Annotated in this window: 20 protein-coding genes; 6 read left to right on the forward strand and 14 right to left on the reverse strand. The window is 77.5% G+C overall.

All coding sequences use genetic code 11. The features are described from left to right. Window positions 1–36 precede the first annotated feature (36 nt). From ACWIX6_RS13130 to ACWIX6_RS13140, 3 genes are all read left to right on the forward strand, one after another. The gene (locus ACWIX6_RS13130; RefSeq protein WP_448612873.1) at window positions 37–945 is read left to right on the forward strand and encodes an ABC transporter ATP-binding protein; all 909 of its coding nucleotides are present in this window, start codon (window positions 37–39) and stop codon (window positions 943–945) included. Beyond that, entirely contained in the window at window positions 942–2,522 is a 1,581-nt protein-coding gene (locus tag ACWIX6_RS13135; protein WP_448612874.1) for an ABC transporter permease, read from the forward strand. Before ACWIX6_RS13130 ends, ACWIX6_RS13135 begins: the two co-directional genes overlap by 4 nt. A gap of 111 nt (window positions 2,523–2,633) precedes the next feature. Next, window positions 2,634–3,323: a hypothetical protein gene (locus ACWIX6_RS13140; RefSeq protein WP_448612875.1), complete on the forward strand. Its 690-nt coding sequence runs from the start codon at window positions 2,634–2,636 to the stop codon at window positions 3,321–3,323. Here the strand turns inward: ACWIX6_RS13140 and ACWIX6_RS13145 are convergent. After that, window positions 3,310–3,729, reverse strand: coding sequence for a GlcG/HbpS family heme-binding protein (locus ACWIX6_RS13145; protein ID WP_448612876.1), 420 nt, complete (start codon window positions 3,727–3,729; stop codon window positions 3,310–3,312). The two genes, ACWIX6_RS13140 and ACWIX6_RS13145, sit on opposite strands and share 14 nt — an antisense overlap. Window positions 3,730–3,833: 104 nt before the next feature. On the opposite strand from ACWIX6_RS13145, the gene ACWIX6_RS13150 reads away from it, so the two are divergent. Further along, entirely contained in the window at window positions 3,834–4,460 is a 627-nt protein-coding gene (locus tag ACWIX6_RS13150) for a TIGR03086 family metal-binding protein (RefSeq protein WP_448612877.1), read from the forward strand. A 4-nt stretch (window positions 4,461–4,464) separates the two neighbouring features. Here the strand turns inward: ACWIX6_RS13150 and ACWIX6_RS13155 are convergent, their stop codons facing one another. From ACWIX6_RS13155 to steA, 8 genes are read right to left on the reverse strand one after another with little or no spacing between them, the layout of a single operon-like run. Beyond that, a complete protein-coding gene (locus ACWIX6_RS13155; RefSeq protein ID WP_448612878.1) occupies window positions 4,465–5,055 on the reverse strand; it encodes an NUDIX domain-containing protein in 591 nt (196 codons plus the stop codon). Beyond that, the gene (locus ACWIX6_RS13160) at window positions 5,055–6,779 is read right to left on the reverse strand and encodes a CTP synthase (RefSeq protein ID WP_448612879.1); all 1,725 of its coding nucleotides are present in this window, start codon (window positions 6,777–6,779) and stop codon (window positions 5,055–5,057) included. Before ACWIX6_RS13160 ends, ACWIX6_RS13155 begins: the two co-directional genes overlap by 1 nt. Next, a complete protein-coding gene (locus ACWIX6_RS13165; RefSeq protein WP_448612880.1) occupies window positions 6,763–9,186 on the reverse strand; it encodes a hypothetical protein in 2,424 nt (807 codons plus the stop codon). The genes ACWIX6_RS13160 and ACWIX6_RS13165 overlap by 17 nt, the downstream gene beginning before the upstream one ends. Next, a complete protein-coding gene (locus ACWIX6_RS13170; RefSeq protein WP_448612881.1) occupies window positions 9,183–10,361 on the reverse strand; it encodes a glycosyltransferase family 4 protein in 1,179 nt (392 codons plus the stop codon). The genes ACWIX6_RS13165 and ACWIX6_RS13170 overlap by 4 nt, the downstream gene beginning before the upstream one ends. Next, window positions 10,354–12,048: a murein biosynthesis integral membrane protein MurJ gene (gene murJ, locus ACWIX6_RS13175; RefSeq protein ID WP_448612882.1), complete on the reverse strand. Its 1,695-nt coding sequence runs from the start codon at window positions 12,046–12,048 to the stop codon at window positions 10,354–10,356. The genes ACWIX6_RS13170 and murJ overlap by 8 nt, the downstream gene beginning before the upstream one ends. Beyond that, the gene (locus ACWIX6_RS13180) at window positions 12,045–12,878 is read right to left on the reverse strand and encodes a hypothetical protein (RefSeq protein WP_448612883.1); all 834 of its coding nucleotides are present in this window, start codon (window positions 12,876–12,878) and stop codon (window positions 12,045–12,047) included. The genes murJ and ACWIX6_RS13180 overlap by 4 nt, the downstream gene beginning before the upstream one ends. Next, window positions 12,875–13,816 (reverse strand): copper transporter, encoded by a 942-nt coding sequence (locus ACWIX6_RS13185; protein WP_448612884.1) that lies wholly within the window; start codon window positions 13,814–13,816, stop codon window positions 12,875–12,877. Before ACWIX6_RS13185 ends, ACWIX6_RS13180 begins: the two co-directional genes overlap by 4 nt. Further along, window positions 13,813–14,946 carry a putative cytokinetic ring protein SteA gene (gene steA, locus ACWIX6_RS13190; RefSeq protein ID WP_448612885.1) on the reverse strand — a complete coding sequence of 378 codons (1,134 nt, stop codon included), beginning with the start codon at window positions 14,944–14,946 and terminating at the stop codon, window positions 13,813–13,815. The genes ACWIX6_RS13185 and steA overlap by 4 nt, the downstream gene beginning before the upstream one ends. Before the next feature lie 257 nt (window positions 14,947–15,203). Between steA and ACWIX6_RS13195 the strand changes: the two genes are divergently transcribed. Further along, the gene (locus tag ACWIX6_RS13195; RefSeq protein WP_448612886.1) at window positions 15,204–16,244 is read left to right on the forward strand and encodes a TetR/AcrR family transcriptional regulator; all 1,041 of its coding nucleotides are present in this window, start codon (window positions 15,204–15,206) and stop codon (window positions 16,242–16,244) included. A 169-nt stretch (window positions 16,245–16,413) separates the two neighbouring features. Here ACWIX6_RS13195 and recN read toward each other — a convergent pair whose 3' ends face one another. From recN to ACWIX6_RS13215, 4 genes are all read right to left on the reverse strand, one after another. Then, a complete protein-coding gene (gene recN, locus ACWIX6_RS13200; RefSeq protein ID WP_448612887.1) occupies window positions 16,414–18,336 on the reverse strand; it encodes a DNA repair protein RecN in 1,923 nt (640 codons plus the stop codon). Continuing rightward, window positions 18,314–19,405, reverse strand: a complete 1,092-nt coding sequence (locus ACWIX6_RS13205) for an NAD kinase (protein WP_448612888.1) — start codon at window positions 19,403–19,405, stop codon at window positions 18,314–18,316. The genes recN and ACWIX6_RS13205 overlap by 23 nt, the downstream gene beginning before the upstream one ends. Before the next feature lie 70 nt (window positions 19,406–19,475). Then, window positions 19,476–20,273 (reverse strand): TlyA family RNA methyltransferase, encoded by a 798-nt coding sequence (locus ACWIX6_RS13210; RefSeq protein WP_448612889.1) that lies wholly within the window; start codon window positions 20,271–20,273, stop codon window positions 19,476–19,478. Beyond that, on the reverse strand, window positions 20,273–20,455 hold the full coding sequence (locus tag ACWIX6_RS13215; protein ID WP_448612890.1) for a hypothetical protein: 183 nt from the start codon (window positions 20,453–20,455) through the stop codon (window positions 20,273–20,275). Before ACWIX6_RS13215 ends, ACWIX6_RS13210 begins: the two co-directional genes overlap by 1 nt. Window positions 20,456–20,723: 268 nt before the next feature. Between ACWIX6_RS13215 and ACWIX6_RS13220 the strand changes: the two genes are divergently transcribed. Continuing rightward, complete coding sequence (locus ACWIX6_RS13220; RefSeq protein WP_448612891.1) at window positions 20,724–21,062, forward strand: sterol-binding protein; 339 nt, start codon at window positions 20,724–20,726, stop codon at window positions 21,060–21,062. Between the two features lie 77 nt (window positions 21,063–21,139). On the opposite strand, the gene ACWIX6_RS13225 is transcribed toward ACWIX6_RS13220, so the two are convergent. Next, window positions 21,140–22,240: an HAD-IIA family hydrolase gene (locus tag ACWIX6_RS13225; RefSeq protein ID WP_448612892.1), complete on the reverse strand. Its 1,101-nt coding sequence runs from the start codon at window positions 22,238–22,240 to the stop codon at window positions 21,140–21,142. Between the last annotated feature and the right edge of the window lie 18 nt (window positions 22,241–22,258).

The raw sequence follows: 22,258 nt of genomic DNA on the forward strand, positions 1-22,258 counted from the left end.
CTTCACACAAGTGTGAAACCTGAGTAGCGTCGGTGCATGGTCCTTCCCGTCGAGGTCAGCGGCCTCCGCAAGTCCTTCGGTCCCACCCGTGCCCTCGACGGCCTCGACCTCGAGGTCCGCTCCGGGGAGGTGCACGGCTTCCTCGGGCCGAACGGGTCCGGCAAGTCCACGACCATCCGCGTCCTCCTCGGGCTGCTGCGCGCCGACGGCGGCTCCGCGAGCCTGCTCGGCGGTGACCCGTGGCGGGACGCGGTGGCCCTGCACCGCCGGCTGGCCTACGTCCCCGGCGACGTCACGCTGTGGCCGAACCTCACCGGCGGGGAGGCCATCGACCTGCTGGGCCGGTTGCGGGGCGGCCTGGACCGCCGCCGCCGGGACGAGCTGCTCGACCGCTTCGACCTCGACCCGCGGAAGAAGAGCCGCAGCTACTCCAAGGGCAACCGGCAGAAGGTGGCCCTGGTGGCCGCGCTGTCCGCCGACGCCGAGCTGCTGCTGCTCGACGAGCCCACCTCGGGGCTGGACCCGCTCATGGAGGCGGTCTTCCAGGCGTGCATCCTGGCTGCCAAGGCCGAGGGCCGCACCGTGCTGCTGTCCAGCCACATCCTGGCCGAGGTCGAGTCGCTGTGCGACCGGGTCAGCATCATCCGGCTGGGCCGCACCGTGCAGAGCGGCACCCTGGCCGAGCTGCGCCACCTGACCCGGACCTCCATGTCGGTGGAGGCCGTCCGGCCCCTCGACGGGCTGGCGGCGCTGCCGGGCGTGCACGACCTGGTCCGGCAGGACGGCCGGGTCCGGTTCGACGTGGACAGCACCGCCCTGGACGACGTGGTCCGGCAGCTGTCCGGCGCCGGCGTCCGCGCCCTGACCAGCACCCCGCCCACGCTGGAGGAGCTCTTCCTGCGGCACTACGGCGAGGCCGTGCCGGAGCCGGAGCCGGTCCGGTGAACGCCCTCACCGGTTCGGGCGCGCTGGTCCGGCTGGCCCTGCGGCGGGACCGGGTGCGGCTGCCGGTCTGGGTGCTCGGCGTCCTCGGGCTGCTGATGAGCAGCGTGGCCACCCTCCCGTCGGTGTACGGGACGGCAGCCGAGCGCGAGGCCTACACGGCAGCGGTCGGGGACAACCCGGTGGCGGTGATGATGGGCGGCCCCGGCGCCGGTCTCCCCTCGCTCGGCGGCATCGTGGTGTTCGAGGTCGCCGTCATCGGCTACATCGCCGTCGGCCTGATGAGCGTCCTGCTGGTGGTCCGGCACACCCGCGCCGAGGAGGAGGCCGGCCGCACGGAGCTGATCCGGTCGGCCGTGCTCGGCCGGCGCGCCGGTCCGGCCGCCGCGGTGGCCGTGGTGGCCCTGGCGAACGTCCTGGTCGCGCTGGGCATCGGCGCAGGGATGGTCGGCACCGGCCTGCCGGTCCGGGGATCGGTGGCCCTGGCCGTGTCCTTCGTCGCCTTCGGCCTGGTAATGACGGCGGTCGGCCTGGTCGCCGCCCAGCTCACCGAGCACTCGCGGGGGGCCGCCGGCGCGGGCTGCGCCGCGCTGGCCGCCTTCTTCGTGCTCCGGGCGGCCGGCGACGTCGGGGACGGGACGCTGTCCTGGGCCTCCCCGATGGGGTGGGCACTGGCGGTCCGGCCCTTCGGGAGCGAGCGGTGGGCAGTGCTCCTGCTCCCCCTCGCCGCGGCGGTCGTGCTCACTGCCACCGCCTTCGCCCTGCTCGAGCGCCGGGACGTCGGCGCCGGGCTGGTGGCCGCCCGGCCGGGCCGGGCGTCAGCCTCCCGTGCGCTGTCGGGCACGGTCGGCCTCGCGGTGCGGCAGCACCGGGCCGGCCTGCTGGGCTGGGCGGTGGGGATCTCGCTGCTCGGTGCGGCGTACGGGTCGGTGGGCCAGTCGGTCCAGGACCTCGTCTCCCAGAACGAGGCGCTGTCGGAGTTCCTCGCCGGGTCGGGCACCGACATCACCGACACCTTCTTCGCCGTCGCTGCCTCGATGCTGGCCCTGCTGGTCACCGGGTTCGCGCTCCAGGTGACGCTGCGGATGCGCAGCGAGGAGACCGCCGGACGGGTCGAGGCCCTGTTGGCGAGCTCGGTCTCCCGGCCGCACTGGGCCATCGGCCACCTGGCCGTGGCCGTCGTCGGGAGCACGCTGCTGCTGGCCCTGGCCGGGGCCGGCATGGGCCTGGTGCACGCCGTCCTCACCGCCGACGCCGCCCAGGTCGGCAGGCTGACCGCTGCCACGGTCGTCTACGCGCCGGCCGTGTGGACCCTGGTGGGCGCCGCAGCGGCGCTGTTCGGGCTGCTCCCCCGGGCCGCCACGCTCGGCTGGGCGCTGCTCGCCGCCGCGTCGTTCCTGCTGCTGCTCGGCCGCACGGTGCAACTGCCCGGCTGGGTGATCGAGTCCTCGCCGTTCGAGCACGTCCCCCAGGTGCCGGCCGAGGCGCTGAGCGCCGGGCCCCTGGCGGTCATGGCCGCGGTGGCAGCCGGGCTGGTGGCGGTCGGGCTGGCTGGGCTGCGGCGCCGCGACATCGGCTGAGGCCGCCCCGGGCCCCACCGGGACAGGTCACCTCGCCACACTGCCGGGCACCCGCCGGTGGCCGACGATGGCCGGGCAGGAGCGGCCCGCGCCCTGCCCGGAGGGAGCCCGATGCGCCTGTACGCCGACCGCCCCGACGTCCGCACCCGGCAGCTGGCCGCCGACCTGGGCCTGCTGGCCTGGACGGTCGCCTGGGTGCTGGTCGCGCGGGCCGTGCACCGGGCGGTGCTCGTGCTTGCCGAGCCCGGCCGGGCGCTGGCGGACCTGGGCGGGTCGATCTCCCGGACGATGGGCTCGGCCGCCGGGGCGGCCGGGGACGTGCCGGTGGTCGGGGACGAGCTGGCCGACCCGTTCGCCGCCCTCGGCGACGCCGGCGGCTCGGTGGCGAGCGCCGGGCAGGGCGCCGAGGACGCCGTCGCGACGCTGGCCACGGTGCTCGCCCTGCTGGTCGTCGTCCTGCCGGTGGGCTGGCTGCTGCTGCGCTGGGCCCCGTGGCGGCTGCGCTGGTGGCGGGACGCCACCGCCGCCGACCGGCTGACCTCCGGCGCCGGCGCGCCGCGCCGCCCGGGGCCCGCCGACACCGGGGCGACCCCGGCCGGCGCCCGCGGACCGGACCTCGAGCTGCTGGCCGCCCGCGCGCTGGCCACCGCGCCGCTGCCGGAGCTCGCCGCCCTGCCGGCGGGGACGGGCGCCGGCTGGTGGGCCGGCGACCCGGCCGCGGTGCGCGCGCTGGCCGGCCTGGAGCTGCGCCGACTGGGCCTGGCCCTCCCGGAGGTCGGCCGGCAGGTCAGCCCGCGGTGACCGACCAGCCGGAGGCGGCGACGGCGGCCGCGCAGACGTCCTCGTCCTGCTGACCGGTGCCGCCGCTGGCCCCCACGGCGCCGATCAGCCGGCCCCCGTCGAACACCGGGACGGCGCCCGGCTGCGGGGTGAACCTGCCGTGGGTCATCTCGGTGAGCGCGCCGGCGAAGTTGGGCAGCGGGTCCATCTTGGTCTTCTGGCCGGCGCTGGGCATGCCGTAGGCGGCCGCCGTCCACGCCTTGCCCTGGGCGACCTCGGCGGAGATCCAGGGCGCGCCGTCCATCCGGACCAGGGCCACCAGGTGGCCGTAGGGGTCCATCACGGCGAAGGACATCGGGATGCCCAGCTGCTCGGACTCGCTGCGGGCGGCGGCGAGCAGGGACAGGGCCTGGTCATGTGTGAGCACCGGGACACCTTCGTCGGACGGCGCGGGATGGGCAAGCCGACCGATGAGCCGCACCGCCTGCGACAGTCCTCCCTCCACGACCACCTCGGACAAGGAGCCTCCCGATGACCGACGCCCCGGCAGCGCCGTCACCCGCCCAGCTGGCGGAGGTGGCCGCCCGCTACCGGCGCCGCGCCGACGCGTTCGAGGCCACCGTCCGCGCGGTCCCGGCCGGGGACTGGTCGCGGCCGTCACCCTGCGCCGAGTGGGACGCCCGCGACGTGGTGCGGCACATCGTGGACATGCACGGGGTCATGCTCCATCCCTACGGACGCCGGCTGGCCCCGTCGCCGAGCGTCGACGAGGACCCGCTGGCCGCCTTCCGGGCGGCCCGGGCGGAGGTGGCGGCCATCGTCGAGGACCCGGTGCTCGCCGCGCAGCCGACCGAGAGCCCGGCCGGCCGGATGCCCGGGGCGGTGATGGTGGACGGGGTGGTCAGCGACGACCTGGTGCTGCACCGCTGGGACCTGGCCCGGGCCACCGGGCAGGACGACACCATCGACCCCGCCGAGCTGCAGCGGATGTGGCCCGCGCTGCAGCAGATCCCCGACGTCATGCGCGTCCCCGGGGCGTTCGGCCCGGGGGTCACCGTCTTCGGCCCGGTGGTGGAGGTGCCGGCGGACGCGCCGCTGCAGGACCGCGCGCTGGGGCTGCTCGGCCGGGACCCCGGCTGGACGCCGGGGCGGCGCTGACGGCTCAGCCGGCGTCGGCCGGGCGCAGCCGGGGCCCGCCCGCGCGGACCTGGGCGGCGGCCAGCACCCCGATGACGGCGAGGGCGTTGCTGATCCGGCCGTCGAACACCTGCTGGACGGCGTCGGCCAGCGGCACCCGCTCCACGGTCATGTCCGCCTCCTCGTGCTCGACCACGAAGTCGGCCGGCTTCCCCACGTCGGTGAGGCCCTCGGCGAGGTAGAGGTGGATCTGCTCGTCGCAGAAGCCCGGCGAGGGGTGGTAGGTGCTCAGCAGCGACCACCGCTCGGCGGCCAGCCCCACCTCCTCGGCCAGCTCGCGGCGGGCGGTCGCCAGCGGCGGCTCGCCGTCGGCGTCGCGCAGGCCGGCGGGCAGCTCCGCCATCCGCTGGCCGACCGGGTGCCGGTACTGGCACAGCATCACCACCCGGTCCTGGTCGTCCAGCGCGACGACGCCGACCGCGCCGGGGTGGTGCACCACCTCGCGGACGCTGTCCCCGCCGCCGGGCATCGCCACGGTGTCCCGGCGCAGCGAGATCACCCGGCCCGAGTACACCTCCTCGCTGGCCAGCAGCTCGTACTCGTGCGGCCCGCTCATCAGATGCCGACCTCGACGTCCTCGGGCACCGGCAGCCGGGCGGCGTCCTGGTAGGCGATCGCGGCCTGCACGAACGCGGAGAACAGCGGGTGCGGCCGGGTCGGCCGGCTCTTGAGCTCGGGGTGGGCCTGAGTGCCGACGAAGAACGGGTGGACGTCGGCGGGCAGCTCGACGAACTCGACCAGGGTGCCGTCCGGCGAGGTGCCGGAGAACACCAGGCCCGCGGCGGACAGCTGGTCGCGGTAGGCGTTGGCGACCTCGTAGCGGTGCCGGTGCCGCTCGGTGATCTCGGTGGCCCCGTACGCCCGGGCCACCACCGAGCCCTTCTGCAGGGTCGCCGGCCAGCTGCCCAGCCGCATGGTGCCGCCCATGTCCCGCTCCCCGGCGACGACGTCGACCTGGTCGGCCATCGTGGCGATCACCTTGTGCGGCGCCTCGGGCTCGAACTCCGAGGAGTTGGCGTCCTCCAGGCCGGCCAGGTCGCGTGCGGCCTCGATGACCATGCACTGCAGACCCAGGCACAGGCCCAGCAGCGGGACGCCGTTGACCCGGGCGTGCCGGATGGCGCCCAGCTTGCCCTCGATGCCGCGCACCCCGAACCCGCCGGGGACGCACACCCCGTCGACGCCGGCCAGCGCGGCCTTGGCACCCTCCGGGGTCTCGCACTCGTCGGCGGGCACCCAGCGGATGGACACCCGGGAGCGGTGCGCGAACCCGCCGGCCCGCAGCGCCTCGGTGACCGAGAGGTAGGCGTCGGGCAGGTCGATGTACTTGCCCACCAGGGCGACGGTGACCGTCTGCCTCGGCTCGTGCACCCGGTCCAGCAGGTCGCCCCACACCGTCCAGTCGACGTCCCGGAACGGCAGGCCCAGCCGGCGGACGACGTAGGCGTCCAGGCCCTCCCGGTGCAGCACCTTGGGGATGTCGTAGATCGACGGGGCGTCCGGGCAGGAGATGACCCCGTCGGCGTCCACGTCGCACATCAGGCTGATCTTGCGCTTGAGCCCGTCGCTGATGTCCCGGTCCGAGCGGCAGACCAGCGCGTCGGGCTGGATGCCGATGCTGCGCAGCGCCGCGACCGAGTGCTGGGTCGGCTTGGTCTTCAGCTCGCCGGAGGGGGCGATGTAGGGCACCAGGGAGATGTGCAGGAAGAAGCAGTTGTCCCGGCCGATCTCGTGCCGGACCTGGCGGGCGGCCTCGAGGAAGGGCAGCGACTCGATGTCGCCGACCGTGCCGCCGATCTCGGTGATCACCACGTCGACCCGCTCGGCGTCCTCGTCGGTGGTGACCGCCATGATGCGGGCCTTGATCTCGTTGGTGATGTGCGGGATCACCTGCACGGTGTCGCCGAGGAACTCCCCGCGCCGCTCCTGGGCGATCACGTCGGAGTACACCTGGCCGGTGGTCACGTTGGCCCGGCCGGTCAGGTCGGTGTCCAGGAACCGCTCGTAGTGGCCGATGTCCAGGTCGGTCTCGGCGCCGTCCTCGGTGACGAAGACCTCGCCGTGCTGGAACGGGTTCATCGTCCCGGGGTCCACGTTGAGGTACGGGTCCAGCTTCTGCATGGTCACCCGCAGCCCGCGGCTGGACAGCAGCGCGCCCAGCGAACTGGCGGTCAGGCCCTTGCCCAGTGACGACACGACGCCACCGGTGACGAAGACGAACTTCGTCGGCTGGGAGTTGGAGAGAGATCCGCGATCACGAGCTTCAGCCAGTCGACCCACGGGCGATCACGCTAACACGGGAGGAGCCGCCGTCCGGGGTGGAACCCGGGGTGCGCTCGGCCACGTCGGCGCCCGCAGCGGCCTCCGGTGGCGCCCCCGCGGCCAGCCACACCAGCAGCGGCAGCAGCAGCGCGGCCGCCGTGGCGGGCACCGCGACGCCGGAGTCGTTCACCGCGGCCGCGACGGCCAGGCTGAGGGCGACGGCGGTCAGCCCGGCGCGCAGCACCCGGGCCGGCCCGGCCGGCAGCCCGGCGGGACCGCGCCCGGGGCTGCTGCGCAGCAGCCCGCCGGGCCGCAGCAGCCACAGCGCGGCGACCAGCGCCACCGGCAGCAGCCAGGCCAGCGGGCTGCCCACCAGGATGCCCAGGTTGGCCTGCCCCTTGCGCAGCACCACCGTCCACGCCTGGCCCTCGACGACCTGGGCGACGAACCGGCCCAGGTGGCTGCGCTCGGCGGCCGGCCGCAGCCAGTCCAGCACCGCCACCGAGCCGACGACGAGCACCGCGGCGGCCAGCACGGCCCCCAGCCGGGCCACGGTCACCCGGATCCGGGCCAGCAGCATGCCCAGGACGACGAAGCCGGGCACCACGGCGAGCACGCCGCCGAAGTCCCGGCCCAGCGCCGGCGCGCCGACCAGGACGACGGCGGCCGCCCCGCAGCCGGCCACCGGCAGCAGCCAGCGCAGCCGGGCCGGACCGCCGTCGGCCGGAGGCGCGTCCCGGCCGGCGGCGGGGCGGCCGCGCCAGGCCAGGACGGCGGCGGCCGCCGCGGTGAGCAGCAGCACGCTGACCGAGAACAGCCCGAAGGTCAGGTTGCCGTAGCCGACGAACCGTCCGGCGACGATGGCGTCGTAGCCCAGCAGCCCGTCCAGCTCGAGGGAGGAGCCGGTCAGCACGTCGCCGACGAGGGTGGCCAGCGTGACCGCGAGGACGGCGACCGCCGGGCCGGTCCGGGTCCGCCGCCAGGGGCCGAGGCCGGCGACCGCGGCGACCAGCAGAGTGCCGGCGAGCACCGCGCCGGCCAGCGCCCAGCGCGGCGTCCCGGCCCCCTCCCAGGGCAGCAGGTTGGCCAGGTAGGTGGCCACCGGCAGCGCCGCGGCGACCAGGCAGCCGGCCCGCAGCGGACGGCGCCAGCGCGGGTCGGCGGGCGGCCGCTGCCACCGCGCCGGCCGGCCCCGCCCGCCGGGGAGGCCCCAGCCGCCCAGCACCAGCAGCCCGGCGGCGAGCACCGCGGCGTCGACGGCGACGAGCGCCCAGAAGAAGGTCCCGGTGCTGCGCAGGTGCGCGGTGGCCCGGACGTTGGCCTCGGTGAGCTGCGCCAGGGCCTCCGCCAGGGACGGTCGCGGGCCGGCCGCGGTCATCGGCTGGCCGTTCATCGAGGCCGGCTGCTCCAGCCCCAGGGCCCGCAGCGCGGTGGGGGCCACGTCGATCAGCTGCACGAACGGCGCGCGGCCGGTACTGGCCGAGCTCAGCCACCCCGGGGCGGTGCCGGGTCCGGCGGCGACGGCCAGGTGCAGCTGCGCCCGGCCGTCGTTGACCTCGGAGATCCCCTGGAGCAGCAGCAGGGTGTCCCCGGGCAGGCCGGCCACCGCCGCGCGCAGCAGGCCGACCTGCGCGTCCAGCCCGGCCAGCGCCTGCGCCCGCGCGTCGGGGAGCGTGCCGGTGTCGGTCTCGTCGCCGCTCGGCCGGCCAGCGTCGGTGAGCTGGTCCAGGGACACCACCGTCAGCGGGCAGGCACTGAGCAGCGCGGCGGTCCCCGGCACCGAGTCCGGCAGCGCGTCCTGCACGGTGAGCGCCGTCCGTGGGCCGGCCACCGCCAGCGCCGCGGCCCGGCCCACCGCGGTCGCGCAGCCGACCGCGTCCCCCAGCGCGCCGGGCTCGGCGCCGAACCGGGCGGTGGCCGGGTCCTCGGCGATCCGTTCCAGGGTCGCCTGCGGCTCGTGCAGCCCCAGGGACGCGGTCTGCTCCTCCAGGCCGCAGAACGACAGCGAGGTGTCCACGACCGGCACCGGGGCCTCCCCGGCCGGGGCGCCGGTGCTCCCGGCCGTCGCGCCCGCGGCGCCTCCGTCCGGGCCCTCCACCGGGACCGGTGGGATCGGCGCGGCCGGCCCCGGGTACCGCGCCCGGTTCCCGGCGCCGAGGGTCGCCCAGCCGTCCAGCAGGCAGGTCGTCGACCGCGCGGCCCGCACCGACATCGCCCCGACCGCCGACCCGTCCGCCAGCTCCCACAGCTGCGGGGTGAGCGCGGGGTCCAGGTCGGTGAAGACGAGCCCGGGGACGCCGACGACCAGCACCCGGTCGGCCCGCGCGTCGATGCCGGTGTCCGCCGCGCCGGCGGCCGGGGCGGCCAGGCCGAGCAGCACCGCGAGGACGAGCAGCACCCCGGCCACCCGCGCGGTCCGGCTCATCGGCCCGGTCCGCCCGGTGGCCCCAGCAGCTCGCGGTACACCGCCACGAGCGAGCGGGCGGTGGCGGCCTCGTCGGGCCAGGTGGCCGCCTGGCGCGGACCGGCGGCCGAGAGCCGCGCGGTCCGCTCGGGGTCGGTGAGCACGGCGGTGACCGCGTCGGCCAGCGCGGCGGCGTCCCCGGCCGGCACCAGGTCGGCCGCGGCGCCCACGAGCTCAGGGATGCCGCCCACCCGGGTGGCGACCAGCGGCACACCGGCCCGCAGCGCCTCCTGGGCGGTCAGCGACCGGGCCTCCCACACCGAGGGCAGCACGCACACGTCGGCCGCGCCCAGCAGGTCGGCGACGTCGGTACGCCGTCCCAGCAGGGTGACCGGCAGCCGCAGGTCCCGGATCTGCCCGGCCAGCTGCTGCTGCAGCGGGCCGTCCCCGGCGATGACCACCCGCGGGGGCGCGGCACTCAGGCGCGAGTCGGCGGTCCACCGCTGCGCGGCGTCCAGCAGGACGTCGTAGCCCTTCTGCGGGTGCAGCCGGCCGACGGCCACCACCAGCGGCCGGAGGTCGTCGTCCAGGCCGAGCTCGCGCCGCACCTCGGCCCGGCCACGGCGGGCCGGCGCCAGCGCCGGGGCGGCGACCGGGGCGACCCGGACGTCGCGGGCGCCGAGCCGCCGGGCGTTGGCGGCCAGGTCCGACGACGCGGCCAGCACCAGGTCGGCGCCGCGGATGGTGGCCCGCTCGGCCGCGGCGAGCACCCGGCGGCGCAGTCCCCCGCCGCCGGGCAGGGCGTTGTGCAGCGTCAGCACCAGGGGCCGGGTCCGCTCCCCCGCGAGCCGCCGCGCCGCCGTGGCGACCAGCCCGGCCCGCAGGCCGTGGGCGTGCACCAGGTCGGCGCCGGTGGTCGCCCGGCGCAGCGCCAGGACCGCGCGCAGGTCGGCCAGCGGCGCCAGCCCAGCGGAGATGCCGACCGGGCGGAAGGCCGCGCCGGTGGCGGTGAAGCCGAAGAGCTCCTCGGTCGCCCGGGGGCCGCAGACCCGGACGGCGGCGCCGGCCCGCAGCACCGCGGGCAGCACCGACCGCAGGTGGGTGCCCACCCCGCCGGTGCTGGTGGCCAGCACCTGGGCGACCCGCCGCCCGGACAGCGGCCGGTCGCCGGGGTCCCGCTCGTCGCGCTCAGCCACCTGCCACCTCCCTGTCCGTCCGCCCGGGGGCCGCCGGGGCACGCAGCCCGCGCACCGCGGCCGTGAGCGGCCGCCGGGCGGTTCCCATCATGACCGCCGCGGCCACGACCAGCACGGTCCCGCCCGCGAGGGCGCCCACCGCGACCGCGGCGAGGACGCCGTCGTCGGGCACCGGGTCCGCACCGGTCGCCCGCCCGACGAGCACCCCGGCTCCGGCGCCGAGCCCGGCGGCGAGCAGCGCGGGCAGACCGGTCCGGGCGAGCCCGGCCAGCGCGCCGGTCCCGGCGACCCGGGCGACCACGGCCAGCAGCGCGAGCCCGGCCACGGTGACCCCGATGCTGTGCCCGGCGGCCAGCGCCACCGCCCGGTCGGCCGGGGGCAGCGCCCGGGCCAGCACCACGTCGGCGACCGCGGCGACCAGCCAGCCGCCGGCCACGCAGACCGTGGGGGCGCGCCACTGGCCGCGGGCGTACAGCGCCCGGGACAGCAGCGCCACCAGGCCGTAGCCGAGCAGCCCCGGCGCGAAGGCGACGATGGTGGGCTGCAGCGCCGCCGCGGACCCGCCGTCGGCTGCGGCGGCGAAGAAGACCCGGGCCAGCGGGCCGGAGACGGCGACCAGGCCGGCCGCCGCGACCGCCGACGCGACGACGGTGAGCACCAGCACCGGGGCCAGCGCCCGCCGGTACCCGGGCTCGTCGCCGAGCTCGGCGCGCTCGCTCAGCCCCGGGTAGGCCGAGGTGGCCAGCGGCACGGCGAGGGCCGCCCAGGGCAGCAGGAACACCGTCATCGCGGCGACGTAGACCACCTGGGTGCCGTCCGGGGCACCGTCGTTGGCCAGCCGGATCGCCACCACGGCGACCAGCTGCTGACCGGCCAGGGTCAGCACCCCGGCCAGGGCCAGCCGGCGCACCCGGGGGGCGGCGCCGACCGGGAACCGCAGCGCCGGGCGCAGGCCCAGCCGCAGACCGCGCAGCGGCACCAGCAGGGAGAAGCTCAGCGCGGCGACGCCGAGCGTCGTCCCGACCGCGAGGACGAGCTCGGCCGGGGTGCTCAGCGTGCGCACCGAGCCGCTGCCGCCGATGCCGGCGAACAGCAGGTAGGACCCGGCCACCACCAGCGAGGACAGCAGCGGCGCGATCGCCGGCCCGGCGAACCGGCGGTGCGCCTGCAGCACCCCGGTCAGCACGATCCCGATCCCGTAGAGCAGCACCTGCGGGGCGAACACCACCAGGAACCGGGCGGCCAGGTCGACCTGGGCCGGGTCGGCGGCGTCGGCGCCGAGCAGCAGCGCGGCGACCGGCCGGGCCAGGAGCGCCAGCAGCACCGCCAGCGGCGCCAGCAGCAGCAGCGTCCAGCCCAGCAGCGCCGAGGCGGTGCGGCGGACCTGCTCCCGGTCCCCGGTGGCGATGCCCCCGGCCAGCATCGGGACGACGAGACCGGCCAGCGCGCCGCCGGCCACCACCTCGAAGACGATGTTGGGCACCGTGTTGGCGACCACGTAGGTGTCCCCGGTGCTGCCGGCCCCGACGGTGTTGGTGAACACCAGCGTGCGGCCGAAGCCGGCCATCCGGGCCAGCAGGGTGAGCACCGAGATGAGCAGCGCCGCCGCGGCCACGCCGCGGAGCACCCGCCGGTCCGCGCTGCGCGGCGGGTCGCCCGCGGCCGGCGGGCTCACCTGCGCGCTCACGCCGGGCGGCGGCCGAGCCGGTCGAGCTCCCGCAGCACCGGCGTGGACTCGATCACCCGGGTGAAGCTGACCTTCTCGCTCGCCAGGGTGAGCGCGGTGACCACGCCCAGCAGCAGCGCCCGGGCCGGCCGGCCGGGGACGGCGGCCAGCCGCAGGCCGAGCAGGGCGCCGACGGCGTTGGCGCCGCAGTCCCCCAGCATCACCCGCTCGCCGAGGTCGGCGGGCAGCACGCCCAGCGTCGCCCCCAGCGGCCCGGCGGCCAGGCCGCCGGCGGGCCCGCCGAGGCCGGTGGCGGCGAGGGCGACGGCGGCCTTGCCGGCCCGGCCGGGGCGCAGGTCCAGCAGGTTGAGCAGGTTCGCCGTGCCGGCGACCAGGCCGGTGGTGAGCACGCCGTCGACGAAGGCGGACGCCCCGCTGCCGCGCCGGGTGAGGACGGCGGCAGCCGCAGCCGCCGCCCCGATCCCGGCGACCTTCACCGCGCCGGCGGAGACCCGGCCGGCGCGCAGGGCGGCCAGGTGCCCGGCCAGCCCCTTGTCCCCGGCCTGCTCCGGGCGGGCGCCGGCCAGGTCGTCGTACCCGCCCACCAGCCCGGCGACCGTGCCGACGACGGCGGCCGCGGCGCGCTGCCCGGGCGGCGCGCCCAGCACCGCGGAGCCGGTGGCCGAGGCGGCGAGCACCGGCCCGCCGAGCAGGGTCACCGGACGCCGGGCGTAGTTGGTGCGCTGCCACCGGACACCGGCCGGACGGGAGGCGAGGGCCCCGGCCCCGGCCGTCCCGGCGCCGGCGGCCAACGCGCCACCGGCCGCCAGCGCCAGCCGCCGGGCGGTCACGGTGCCGGCGCGGGGACGGGCAGGGTGTCCTCACCGGTGCCGTACCGCCCGGTCGTGCCGCGCCCCTCCGCGGCGAGGGCCAGGACGGTGGTGACCCGGCCGGCCACGGTGTCCACGGAGTCGACGGTGGAGACGGACGTGCTCACCGTCGGGTCGGCCCGCAGCGCGGCGACCAGGCCGCCCTCCATCGCCGACGCCGCGTCACCCGCGACGACCGCGCCGGAGCCGCCGCCGTCCAGCGCCGCCACCAGCTCCAGCAGCGTGGCGTTGCGCTCGGCGGCCTCCTCACCCTCGGTGAAGCCGCCGGTGGTGAGCAGGACGGCGAAGTCGGCGGGGGTCACCGAGGTGGTGTCCCGGCTGAGCAGGTCGAGCTCCTCGAGCCCGGCCAGCACCGTGGAGGTGGCCGCGGAGTCCGGCGGCGTCCCCCCGCTGGGCACCATGAGCACGTCGGCGAGCAGGGCGCCGACCCGGGCCCCGGCGTCGTCGGTGTCGGGCAGCACCACGCCCGGGGGCAGGCCCGGGCCGGTGAGGTAGGTCTCCAGGGTCTCGGCGCTCGCCGGGTCGCTGTACGCCGCGGTCAGCCGGATGGTGCCGGTGACCGTGGCGCCGGCGGTGCCCAGCAGCGCGGTGAGCCCCTCGACGGCGTCGGTGGGCACGTCGCCGCTGCCGACGACCAGCAGCACGCTGCGGCCGCTGAGGGAGTCCTGCACCAGGGTGGGCGCCACGGCCTCCTCGAAGGCGCCGACGTCGTCCAGGCGGGCCTGCAGCTGCTGGGTCTCGTCCTCCAGCGTCCGCTTGTCCTCCTGCAGCGCGCTGACCTGGGCCTCGAGGTTGGACAGCACCGGGCCGTTGAGCTGCGTCGTCCCGATGATGATGCCCAGGGCCACGGCCAGGAAGACCGCGATCAACGAGACCAGGTGGTAGCGGAAGTCGATCACGTGAAGAGGTTCTCCAGCCAGAACACGAAGCTGTCCCATTGGTCGATGAGCAGGTCCAGGTAGACCCGGCCGGCGGTGGACACCGCCAGGGTGGAGCCGATCGCCAGGAACGCCGCCAGCACCAGGAGGACCAGCGTGACGGTGGAGATGCGGCTCTTGTACAGGCGGCTGACGCCCTTGGCGTCGACCAGCTTGCCGCCCAGCCGCAGCCGGGTGAGGAAGGTCGAGGCCATCCCGCCGCGGCCCTTGTCCAGGAACTCCACCAGCGTGGCGTGCGTGCCGACCGCGACGATCAGCGAGGCGCCCTTCTCGTCGGCCAGCAGCATGGCGATGTCCTCGCTGGTGGCCGCCGCCGGGAAGGTGATGGCGTCGACGCCGAGGTCCTGCACCCGCTTGAGGCCCGGGGCGCGGCCGTCGGGGTAGGCGTGCACGACCACCTCGGCGCCGCAGCGCAGCACCGAGTCGCTGACCGAGTCCATGTCGCCGATGATCATGTCCGGCTGGTAGCCGGCCTCCTTGAGTGCGTCGGCGCCGCCGTCGACGCCGATCAGCACCGGCCGGTAGTCCCGGATGTAGGGGCGCAGCGCCTGCAGGTCCTCCTTGTAGTCGTACCCGCGGACGACGACCAGGACGTGCCGGCCCTCGATGGTGGTGGCCACGTCGGGGACGCCGACGCCGTCGAGCAGGAGCGCGCGCTCGCGCTTCATGTACTCCATCGTGTTGGCCGCGAAGGCCTCCAGCTGCGCGGACAGCCCGGTCCGGGCCTCGGCCATCGCGGCGGCCACGGTGTCCGCGTCCTGCCGCACGCCCTCGGCGACCACCTCGTCGCCGAGGAAGAGCTGGTTGCCCTCGACCCGGCCCGAGGCCCCCTCCTTGAGGCGGCCGAAGACCTCCTTGCCCACGCCGTCGACCAGCGGGATGCCCGCCTCGACGAGGATGCCGGGGCCGAGGTTGGGATAGCGCCCGGAGATGCTGGGAGCGGCGTTGACCACCGCGCCGACCCGGCAGGCCACCAGCGAGTCGGCGCTCACCCGGTCGACGTCGACGTGGTCGATCACCGCGATGTCGCCGGGCCGCAGCCGCTTGGTGAGGTTCTTGGTCCGGCGGTCGAGACGAACGGTTCCGGTCACCCCGGGGGCGGTCTCGGACGCTCTGCCGCGCCGCGTGGTGCCGATGCGCATGGGCGCGATGCTCCCATGGGGCCAGGGGGGCCCAGTCCACCGACGCGCACCGGCGACGGGTCACACACGGACAGTGAGCGACACCACTGACCTCGCGACACGCCGGGCGCGGCGTCCGGCGCGCTCACCCGGGGAGAGATCGGTCCGTCACTAGCGTGACTGGCGTGACCGGAGGGGCAGCTGCACAGCGGCGTACAGCGACTGTCGTGGGGAACGTGGTGGCCGACGTGCCGGCCGGGTTCCCGGACGACGTGGTGCCGGCGGACGCTCGTGGCGCCGCCGTCCCTGCCCGGACCGACGACGGCGGTGCCGGTCCCGCGCCCGACGCGGACACGACCGCCCAGGTGGTCGAGTTCGCGGTGCGGACCGGTCCGGCCGCGGCGGTGGACGCCGACGAGCTGGTCGACCTCCTCCCGCCGGCCGGGTCCCCGGAGCCGGGGGCCGCCGAGCCTGGGGTCGCCGAGCCGGGGGTCGCCGAGCCGGGGGCCGCGGAGCCGCCGGCCGCGGACGGGCCCGCTGGAGAGCTGTCGCCCGAGGTCAGCCCGCCGGCCGCGGTGGTGGCGGACGCCGTCGTGGTCGAGGAGCCCCGGACGCCCCGCCGGCGCCGGTCGCGCGGCGGCCCCAACAAGCGTGAGGTGCGCCGGCAACAGACCCGCGAGGCCATCGTCGACGCGGCGACGGAGCTGTTCGCCGAGCGGGGGTTCGACTCGGTCAGCGTGCTGGAGATCGCGCACCGCGCCGGGGTCGTGGAGAAGACGGTGTTCAACCACTTCCCGGTCAAGGAGGGCCTGGTCTTCGAGGCCGACCCGCCGATCGGGGCGGCGCTGGTGACCGCGGTCCGGCGCCGGCCGGCCGGGGAGTCCGCCGCCGCGGCCGCGGGCAGCTTCGTGGTCGCCGCGGTCAGCCAGCTGGGGTCGCCGGCCGCCGCGGAGGGGGTCGCGGAGATGGCCCGGGTGATCCGGGGCAGCCGCACGCTGCAGGTGCGCGAGCGGGAGATCCTGGGCAGCCTGACCGACGTGCTGGCCGAGGAGATCGCGCTGGAGACCCGGGCTCCGGCCGGGGCGCTGGAGCCCTGGCTGGCCGCGCACGCCGTGCTGGGCCTCTACGCCGCGCTGATGGAGCTGGCCCGCGACCGGGTCCTGGCCGGGGCCTCGGGTGAGGACCTGGTGGCCGACCTGCGCGCCCAGGGTCGCCGGGGCCTGGCGCTGCTGCAGTTCGGCCTGGCCGGGTACGCCAAGCGCCGCTGAGGAAGGACCCCTCCGCCCCCCACGCCTCGCACGCTCGGCGCGGGACCCTGCGGAGGGCCACTGTCCTCGGACCCCTGCGCGGGGCTTCCGGGGGACCCTGCGGAGGGGCACTCCCCCCGCCCTTGCGCGGGGGCCTCCGCGGGACGCTGCGGAGGGCCTGACCGGCGGCTCAGGCCTGCCGGTCGGCGGCGACGGCGAGGAGCTCGCGGGCGTGGGCCTGGCCGGTGTCGCTGTCGGCGAGGCCGGACAGCATCCGGGCGAGCTCCCGGACCCGGTCCTCCCCGTCCACGGCACGGATGTCGGTGGCCGTGACGCCCTGGGCGGTGTCCGGCGCCTTGTCGACGACCAGGTGCGTGTCGGCGAACGCGGCGACCTGCGCCAGGTGGGTGACCACGACGACCTGGTGCTCGCCGGCCAGCCGGGCGAGCCGCCGGCCGATCTCCCCCGCCGCCTGACCACCGACCCCGGCGTCCACCTCGTCGAAGACCATCACCGGCACCGGGTCGGCGCCGGCGAAGACCACCTCGATGGCGAGCATCACCCGGGACAGCTCGCCCCCTGAGGCGCCCCGGTGCACCGGCCGCGCGGGAGCGCCCGGGTGCGGTGACAGCAGCAACGCGACCTCGTCGACCCCCTCGGGTCCGGGCTGCCCCGGGTCGCTGTCGATCCGGAAGGACACCCGCGCGTTCTTCATCGCCAGGCCGGCCAGCTCCGCGCCGACCGCGGCGGCGAAGCCCTCGGCGGCCGCCGTCCGGCCGGCGGTGACCCGGGCGGAGAGCTCGGCCAGCTCGGCGCGGGCGGCGTCGCGGGCCGCGGTCAGCGCCTCCAGCGCCTCGTCGGACACGTCCAGCCGGGCGAGCCGTTCCTCGGCGTCCGCCGCCCAGGCCAGCACGCCGGCCAGCCCGGCACCGGCATCGGCGTACTTCCGGGTCAGCGCGGTCAGCGCCGCGCGCCGGTCCAGCACCTCGGCGAGCCGGGCCGGGTCGGCGTCCAGGTCGGCGACGTAGCCGGCCAGCTGGCCGGCCACGTCGGACACCACGGCGACGGCGTCGGCGAGGTCGCGGGCCAGCAGCACCAGGGCCGGGTCGTTCGAGGCAGCCAGTGCCCGCTCGGCGACGGCCAGGGAGGTGGTGGCGTCCTGCGGCGGCTCGCCCCCACCACCCAGCTCGCCGGTCACGTCACCGACGAGCGCCAGCCGGGCCTCGTCGGCGGCCGCCCGCAGCGCGTCGGCGTCCCCGAGCCGGGTCGCCTGGGCGTCGAGCGCCTCGTCCTCTCCCGGTTCCGGCGCCACCGCGGCGATCTCCTCCAGGCCGTGCCGCAGCACGTCGGCGGTCTGCGCGAGCTCACGCGCCTGGCTGCGCCGCCGGTCCAGGTCGTCGGCCAGCTGCCGCCAGTGCGCGTACGCGGCACGGTGCTCCTCGAGCAGGGCCAGGTGCTCGGCACCGGCGTAGCGGTCCAGGGCCCGCCGCTGCTCGGCCGGCCGGGTGAGGCGCAGCTGGTCGGTCTGGCCGTGCACGGCCAGCAGGTCCTCGGCGAGCTCGGCGACCACGCCGACCGGGACGCTGCGCCCGCCCAGGTGCGCCCGCGAGCGCCCCTCGGAGCTCACCGTGCGGGCGAGGATGAGCGTGCCGTCCTCGTCGGGCTCCGCCCCTGCGTCGGCCGCCCGGGCCCACACCGGGGAGTCCGGGGGGAGCACCAGCCGCCCCTCCACGCCGGCCCGCCCGCCCGCGCGGACCCGGCCGGGGTCGGCCCGCCCGCCGAACAGCAGGCTCAGCCCGGTCACGACCATGGTCTTGCCGGCACCGGTCTCCCCGGTCACCACGGTCAGGCCGCGGCCGAGCTCCAGCGTGACGTCGTCGATCGCGCCGAGCCCGCGGATGTGCAGCTCGGCGAGGGCACCGTTGCGCGGCGCGTCGGGGGTCCCGGCACCCGACGGGCTGTCCGCAGCAGCTCCGGGATCCGGCGCGGCGTCGTCCCCAGGATCGTCCTGCGCGGCCCGGCCGCCCGCCGGGGCGGGCTCGCCGGCCGCCGGACGGGACCGTCCCGGTCGCCGGGGCGCCGCCGAGGGGTCACGCGCCGTCCGGGTCGCCATCGGTCCCCTCCTGCCTGCGCTGCTGGTCCTGCGGGTGCCCGGTGCGGTCCCCCGCCATGGCCCAGGAGGACGTGATGCCGTCGGCGGTGGCGATGTGCCGTTCCAGCACGTTCCGCCACCCGGGGGGTGCCTCGTGTCCGGGGCCGTGCGTGCGGGCGTCCCGGAAGCCCCGGACCGGGAGGCCGAACTTGGCCACCAGCCGGTCACCGAAGGACGTGGGGTTGACCCGGGCGATGCGGACCGGCCGGTCGGACCGGCGGACCTCCACCCGTCCGCCGTCGGGGACGTCGAGCGTGCGGCGGCCGTCGGCGGAGATCCGCGCCCGGTTGCCGTCCGGCGGCACGGCGACGGTCAGCACCGAGGACGGCGAGGTCACCAGCGGCCGGGCGAAGAGGGCGTGGGCGTTGGTGGGGACGACCAGCAGCGCGTCGACGTCGGGCCAGACCACCGGGCCACCGGCGGAGAACGCGTAGGCGGTGGAGCCGGTGGGGGTGGCACACAGCACCCCGTCGCAGCCGAAGCTGGTCAGCGGGTGGTCGTCGATCGCCAGCACGACGTCGAGCACCCGGGAGCGCTCGGCCTTCTCCACCGACACCTCGTTGAGGGCCCAGGTGCCGCCCACCCGCCGGCCGTCGCCGTCGAGGACCGCGGCCTCGATGGTCAGCCGCTCCTCCACCTCGTAGCGGCAGTGCTCGACGGCGCTGAGCATGTCCTCGACCGTCTCCGGCTCGGTCTCGGCCAGGAAGCCGACCCGCCCGAGGTTGACCCCGACCAGCGCGGCGTCGGTCGGCCGGGCCAGCTCGGCGGCCCGCAGGAAGGTCCCGTCGCCGCCGAGGACCAGCACGATCTCGACGTCCAGCGCCGCCCGGGGACCGAACTCGCACACCTCGGCGTCGGGGATGGCGAGGGCGGCCGCCTCGTCCTCCAGCACCCGCACCAGGATGTTGGCCTTGCCGAGCCGGGCCGCGGCGGCCCGGGCCAGGTCGACGATGTCGGCCCGGCCGGTGTGCACGGCCAGCAGCACCCGGCGGGTCGTCTGCTCCGACGGCGACGAGCTGCACTCGCTCACGTGTCCTCCTCGCTGGCGCCCGTCGGGCCGGTGCCCGACGCGGCTGTGCCGGACGACCGCGGGTCCGCGGTCACCGCGGACCCTCCTGGACCGCCCGCTCGACGTCGGCGGGCTCCGGGCCCGGCGCGTCGCGCCGCAGCCACAGGAAGAACTCCACGTTGCCCGCCGGCCCGGGCAGCGGGCTGGCCACCACGCCGGCGGTCCCCCAGCCGGAGCCGGCAGCGGCCCGCGCGACGGTGAGGACGGCGTCCGCGCGCAGCGCCGGGTCGCGGACGACCCCCCCGGCGCCGAGCCGGTCGCGGCCGACCTCGAACTGCGGCTTGACCATCGGCAGCAGGTCCGAGTCCGGCGTGGCGCAGGCGGCGAGCGCGGGCAGCACCAGGCGCAGGGAGATGAAGGACAGGTCGGCCACCACCAGGTCCACCGGCCCGCCGATCGCCTCCGGGCGGAGGTCGCGGACGTTGGTGCGCTCGTGGACGGCGACCCGGTCGTCGGTGCGCAGGGACCAGGCGAGCTCCCCGTAGCCGACGTCGACGGCGACGACCTCGCGGGCTCCGCGGCGGAGCAGCACCTCGGTGAACCCGCCGGTGGAGGCGCCCGCGTCCAGGGCGCGCCGGCCGTCCACCGTGACCGGGAAGGCCTCCAGGGCGCCGAGCAGCTTGTGGGCCCCGCGGCTGACCCAGCGGGGCTGGTCCGGGTCGCTGCGGACGAGCACCGGCGTGCCGGCCTCCACCCCGGTGGCGGGCTTGGTGGCCTCCCGGCCGGACACCAGCACCCGGCCCTCGGCGATGAGGCTGACGGCGTCCTCCCGCGACCGGGCCAGGCCACGGCGCACGAGCTCGGCGTCGAGCCGGCTGCGTCGGGCCATCAGAGCTGGTCGACGGTCGACAGCTCGCGCTGCAGCCGGTCGTGCTCGGCCTCGAAGACGGCCACGTGCTCGGCCACCGGTCGGTCGGTCAGCCCGGCGAAGGGGTCCGCCTGGGCTGCTCCGGCCGGCACCGCGGCCGTGGGAGGGCCGGGCACCGGAGGGGTCGGCCGGGGTGCGGTCACGGGTCCTCCTCCGGGGTTCGTGGGCTGGACAGCGCCGGGGTGCGGCTCCTCCGAGGCTACCGGCCGCAGCCGACACCGCACGGTCGCGCCGGGGCCGGGCCGGCGCCGCCCGAGCCGCCCCGCTCCGGGCGGACGCCGGGCACCGGGCGACGGCGGGCACGTGCCGGCCGTCGCCGCGTGACGGGGCGGCCGGGCCGGGCGGTAGCGTCCCGGTCCGACCTCGCGGACGCCCTGTCCGCGACCGGTCCGCCGGAGGAGGCACCCGCACGTGGCGACGCTCGAGCAGTGCATGACCGCCCTGGAGGGCTTCGTCGGCCGGCTGGCCGCGTCGGACGGCGCGCGGGGATTGGACCGCACCGTCTCCTGCCGGCTGACCGACCTGGGACAGCTGGTCCACGGCCGGCTGGCCAGCGGGTCGGTGCACGGCCTGACCGCCGTGCCCGACGAGCCGGCGGCGCCCAAGGCCGACATCCGGCTGACCATGAGCAGCGACGACCTGCTCGCCCTGACGGCGGGCTCGCTGTCGTTCGCGCCGGCGTGGGCCAGCGGGCGGGTCAAGCTGGAGGCCGGCCTGCGCGACATGCTCCGGCTGCGCTCGATGCTCTGACCCGACGCCGGCCGACCGGCGGCCCGCGGGCGCGACCCCGGGGACGGGCCGCTGCCGCCCGGGGACGCCGGCGCCGGTCATCGTGGGGTGAGCCCCCAGCCGGCGAGGACCTGCCCGGCGGGGTCGTCCCCGGCCCGGACCCTCGCCGGCCGCGCCTGGTCCCCGGTGTGCGACCAGTGCGCGACGGCCAGTGCCCGCAGCCCGTCCAGCCCGTCCCCGCCGTCGTCTGCGCCGCCGTCCACCCCGCCGGCCGGGCCGGGGTGGGTGAGGCCGATCGTCCCGTTCCCGTCGGCGTGCGCCGCCCACGACCCGCACCGCCATGCCGGGCCGTCCGGCAGGACCGCTGGGTGCGCGGTCAGCAGGCCGGCGGCGGTGGCGGCGAGCAGGTCGGGACGGTGGTCCGGGCCGGCGGCGAGCAGATCGGCGGGGCCGGCGACGCCGGACAGCACCAGCAGGCTGGCCGCGCCGGCACGCCGGGCGCCCTCGATGTCGGTGTCCAGCCGGTCGCCGACCACGAGGGGACGCCGGGCCCCGGTGCGGCGGACGCACTCGGCGTGCATCGCCGGGTCCGGCTTGCCGGTCACCAGCGGCGCCTGCCCGGTCACGGTGCTGACCACCCCGACCATGGCGCCGTTGCCCGGCAGGACCCCCCGCGGCGAGGGGATGGTCGCGTCGGTGTTGGTGGCCACGTGCCGGGCGCCCCGGCGGACGGCGACGACGGCCTCGGCCAGCTGGGCCCAGCCGACCGACGGCCCGTACCCCTGGACGACGGCGGCCGGCTCGTCCTCGGCCCGGTCGACCACGGTCAGCCCGGCCGCGGTGAGCGCCGCGGCGACGCCGGGGCCCCCGACGGCGAGCACCCGGGCACCGATGCCGAGCAGGCCGGCGACCACCGAGGCAGCGGCCTGGGAGCTGGTGATGACGTCCTCGGGCCCGGCCGGCACCGCCAGCTCGGTCAGGTGGCCGGCGACCTCCTCCGGCGTGCGCGACGCGTTGTTGGTCACGAACCCCAGACGCATGCCGTCCCGGCGGGCGGCCGCCAGCGCCTCGGGCACACCGGGGACCGCGGCCGGCCCGACGTACACGACCCCGTCGAGGTCCAGCAGGGCGACGTCGAACGCCTCGGTCGGCGGTCGCGCCGTACCGGTGGCGAGGGGCAGCGGACGATCGGCGGTCATCCGGGGGAGCCGGCGCGG

The organism is Modestobacter sp. URMC 112 (assembly GCF_053502575.1).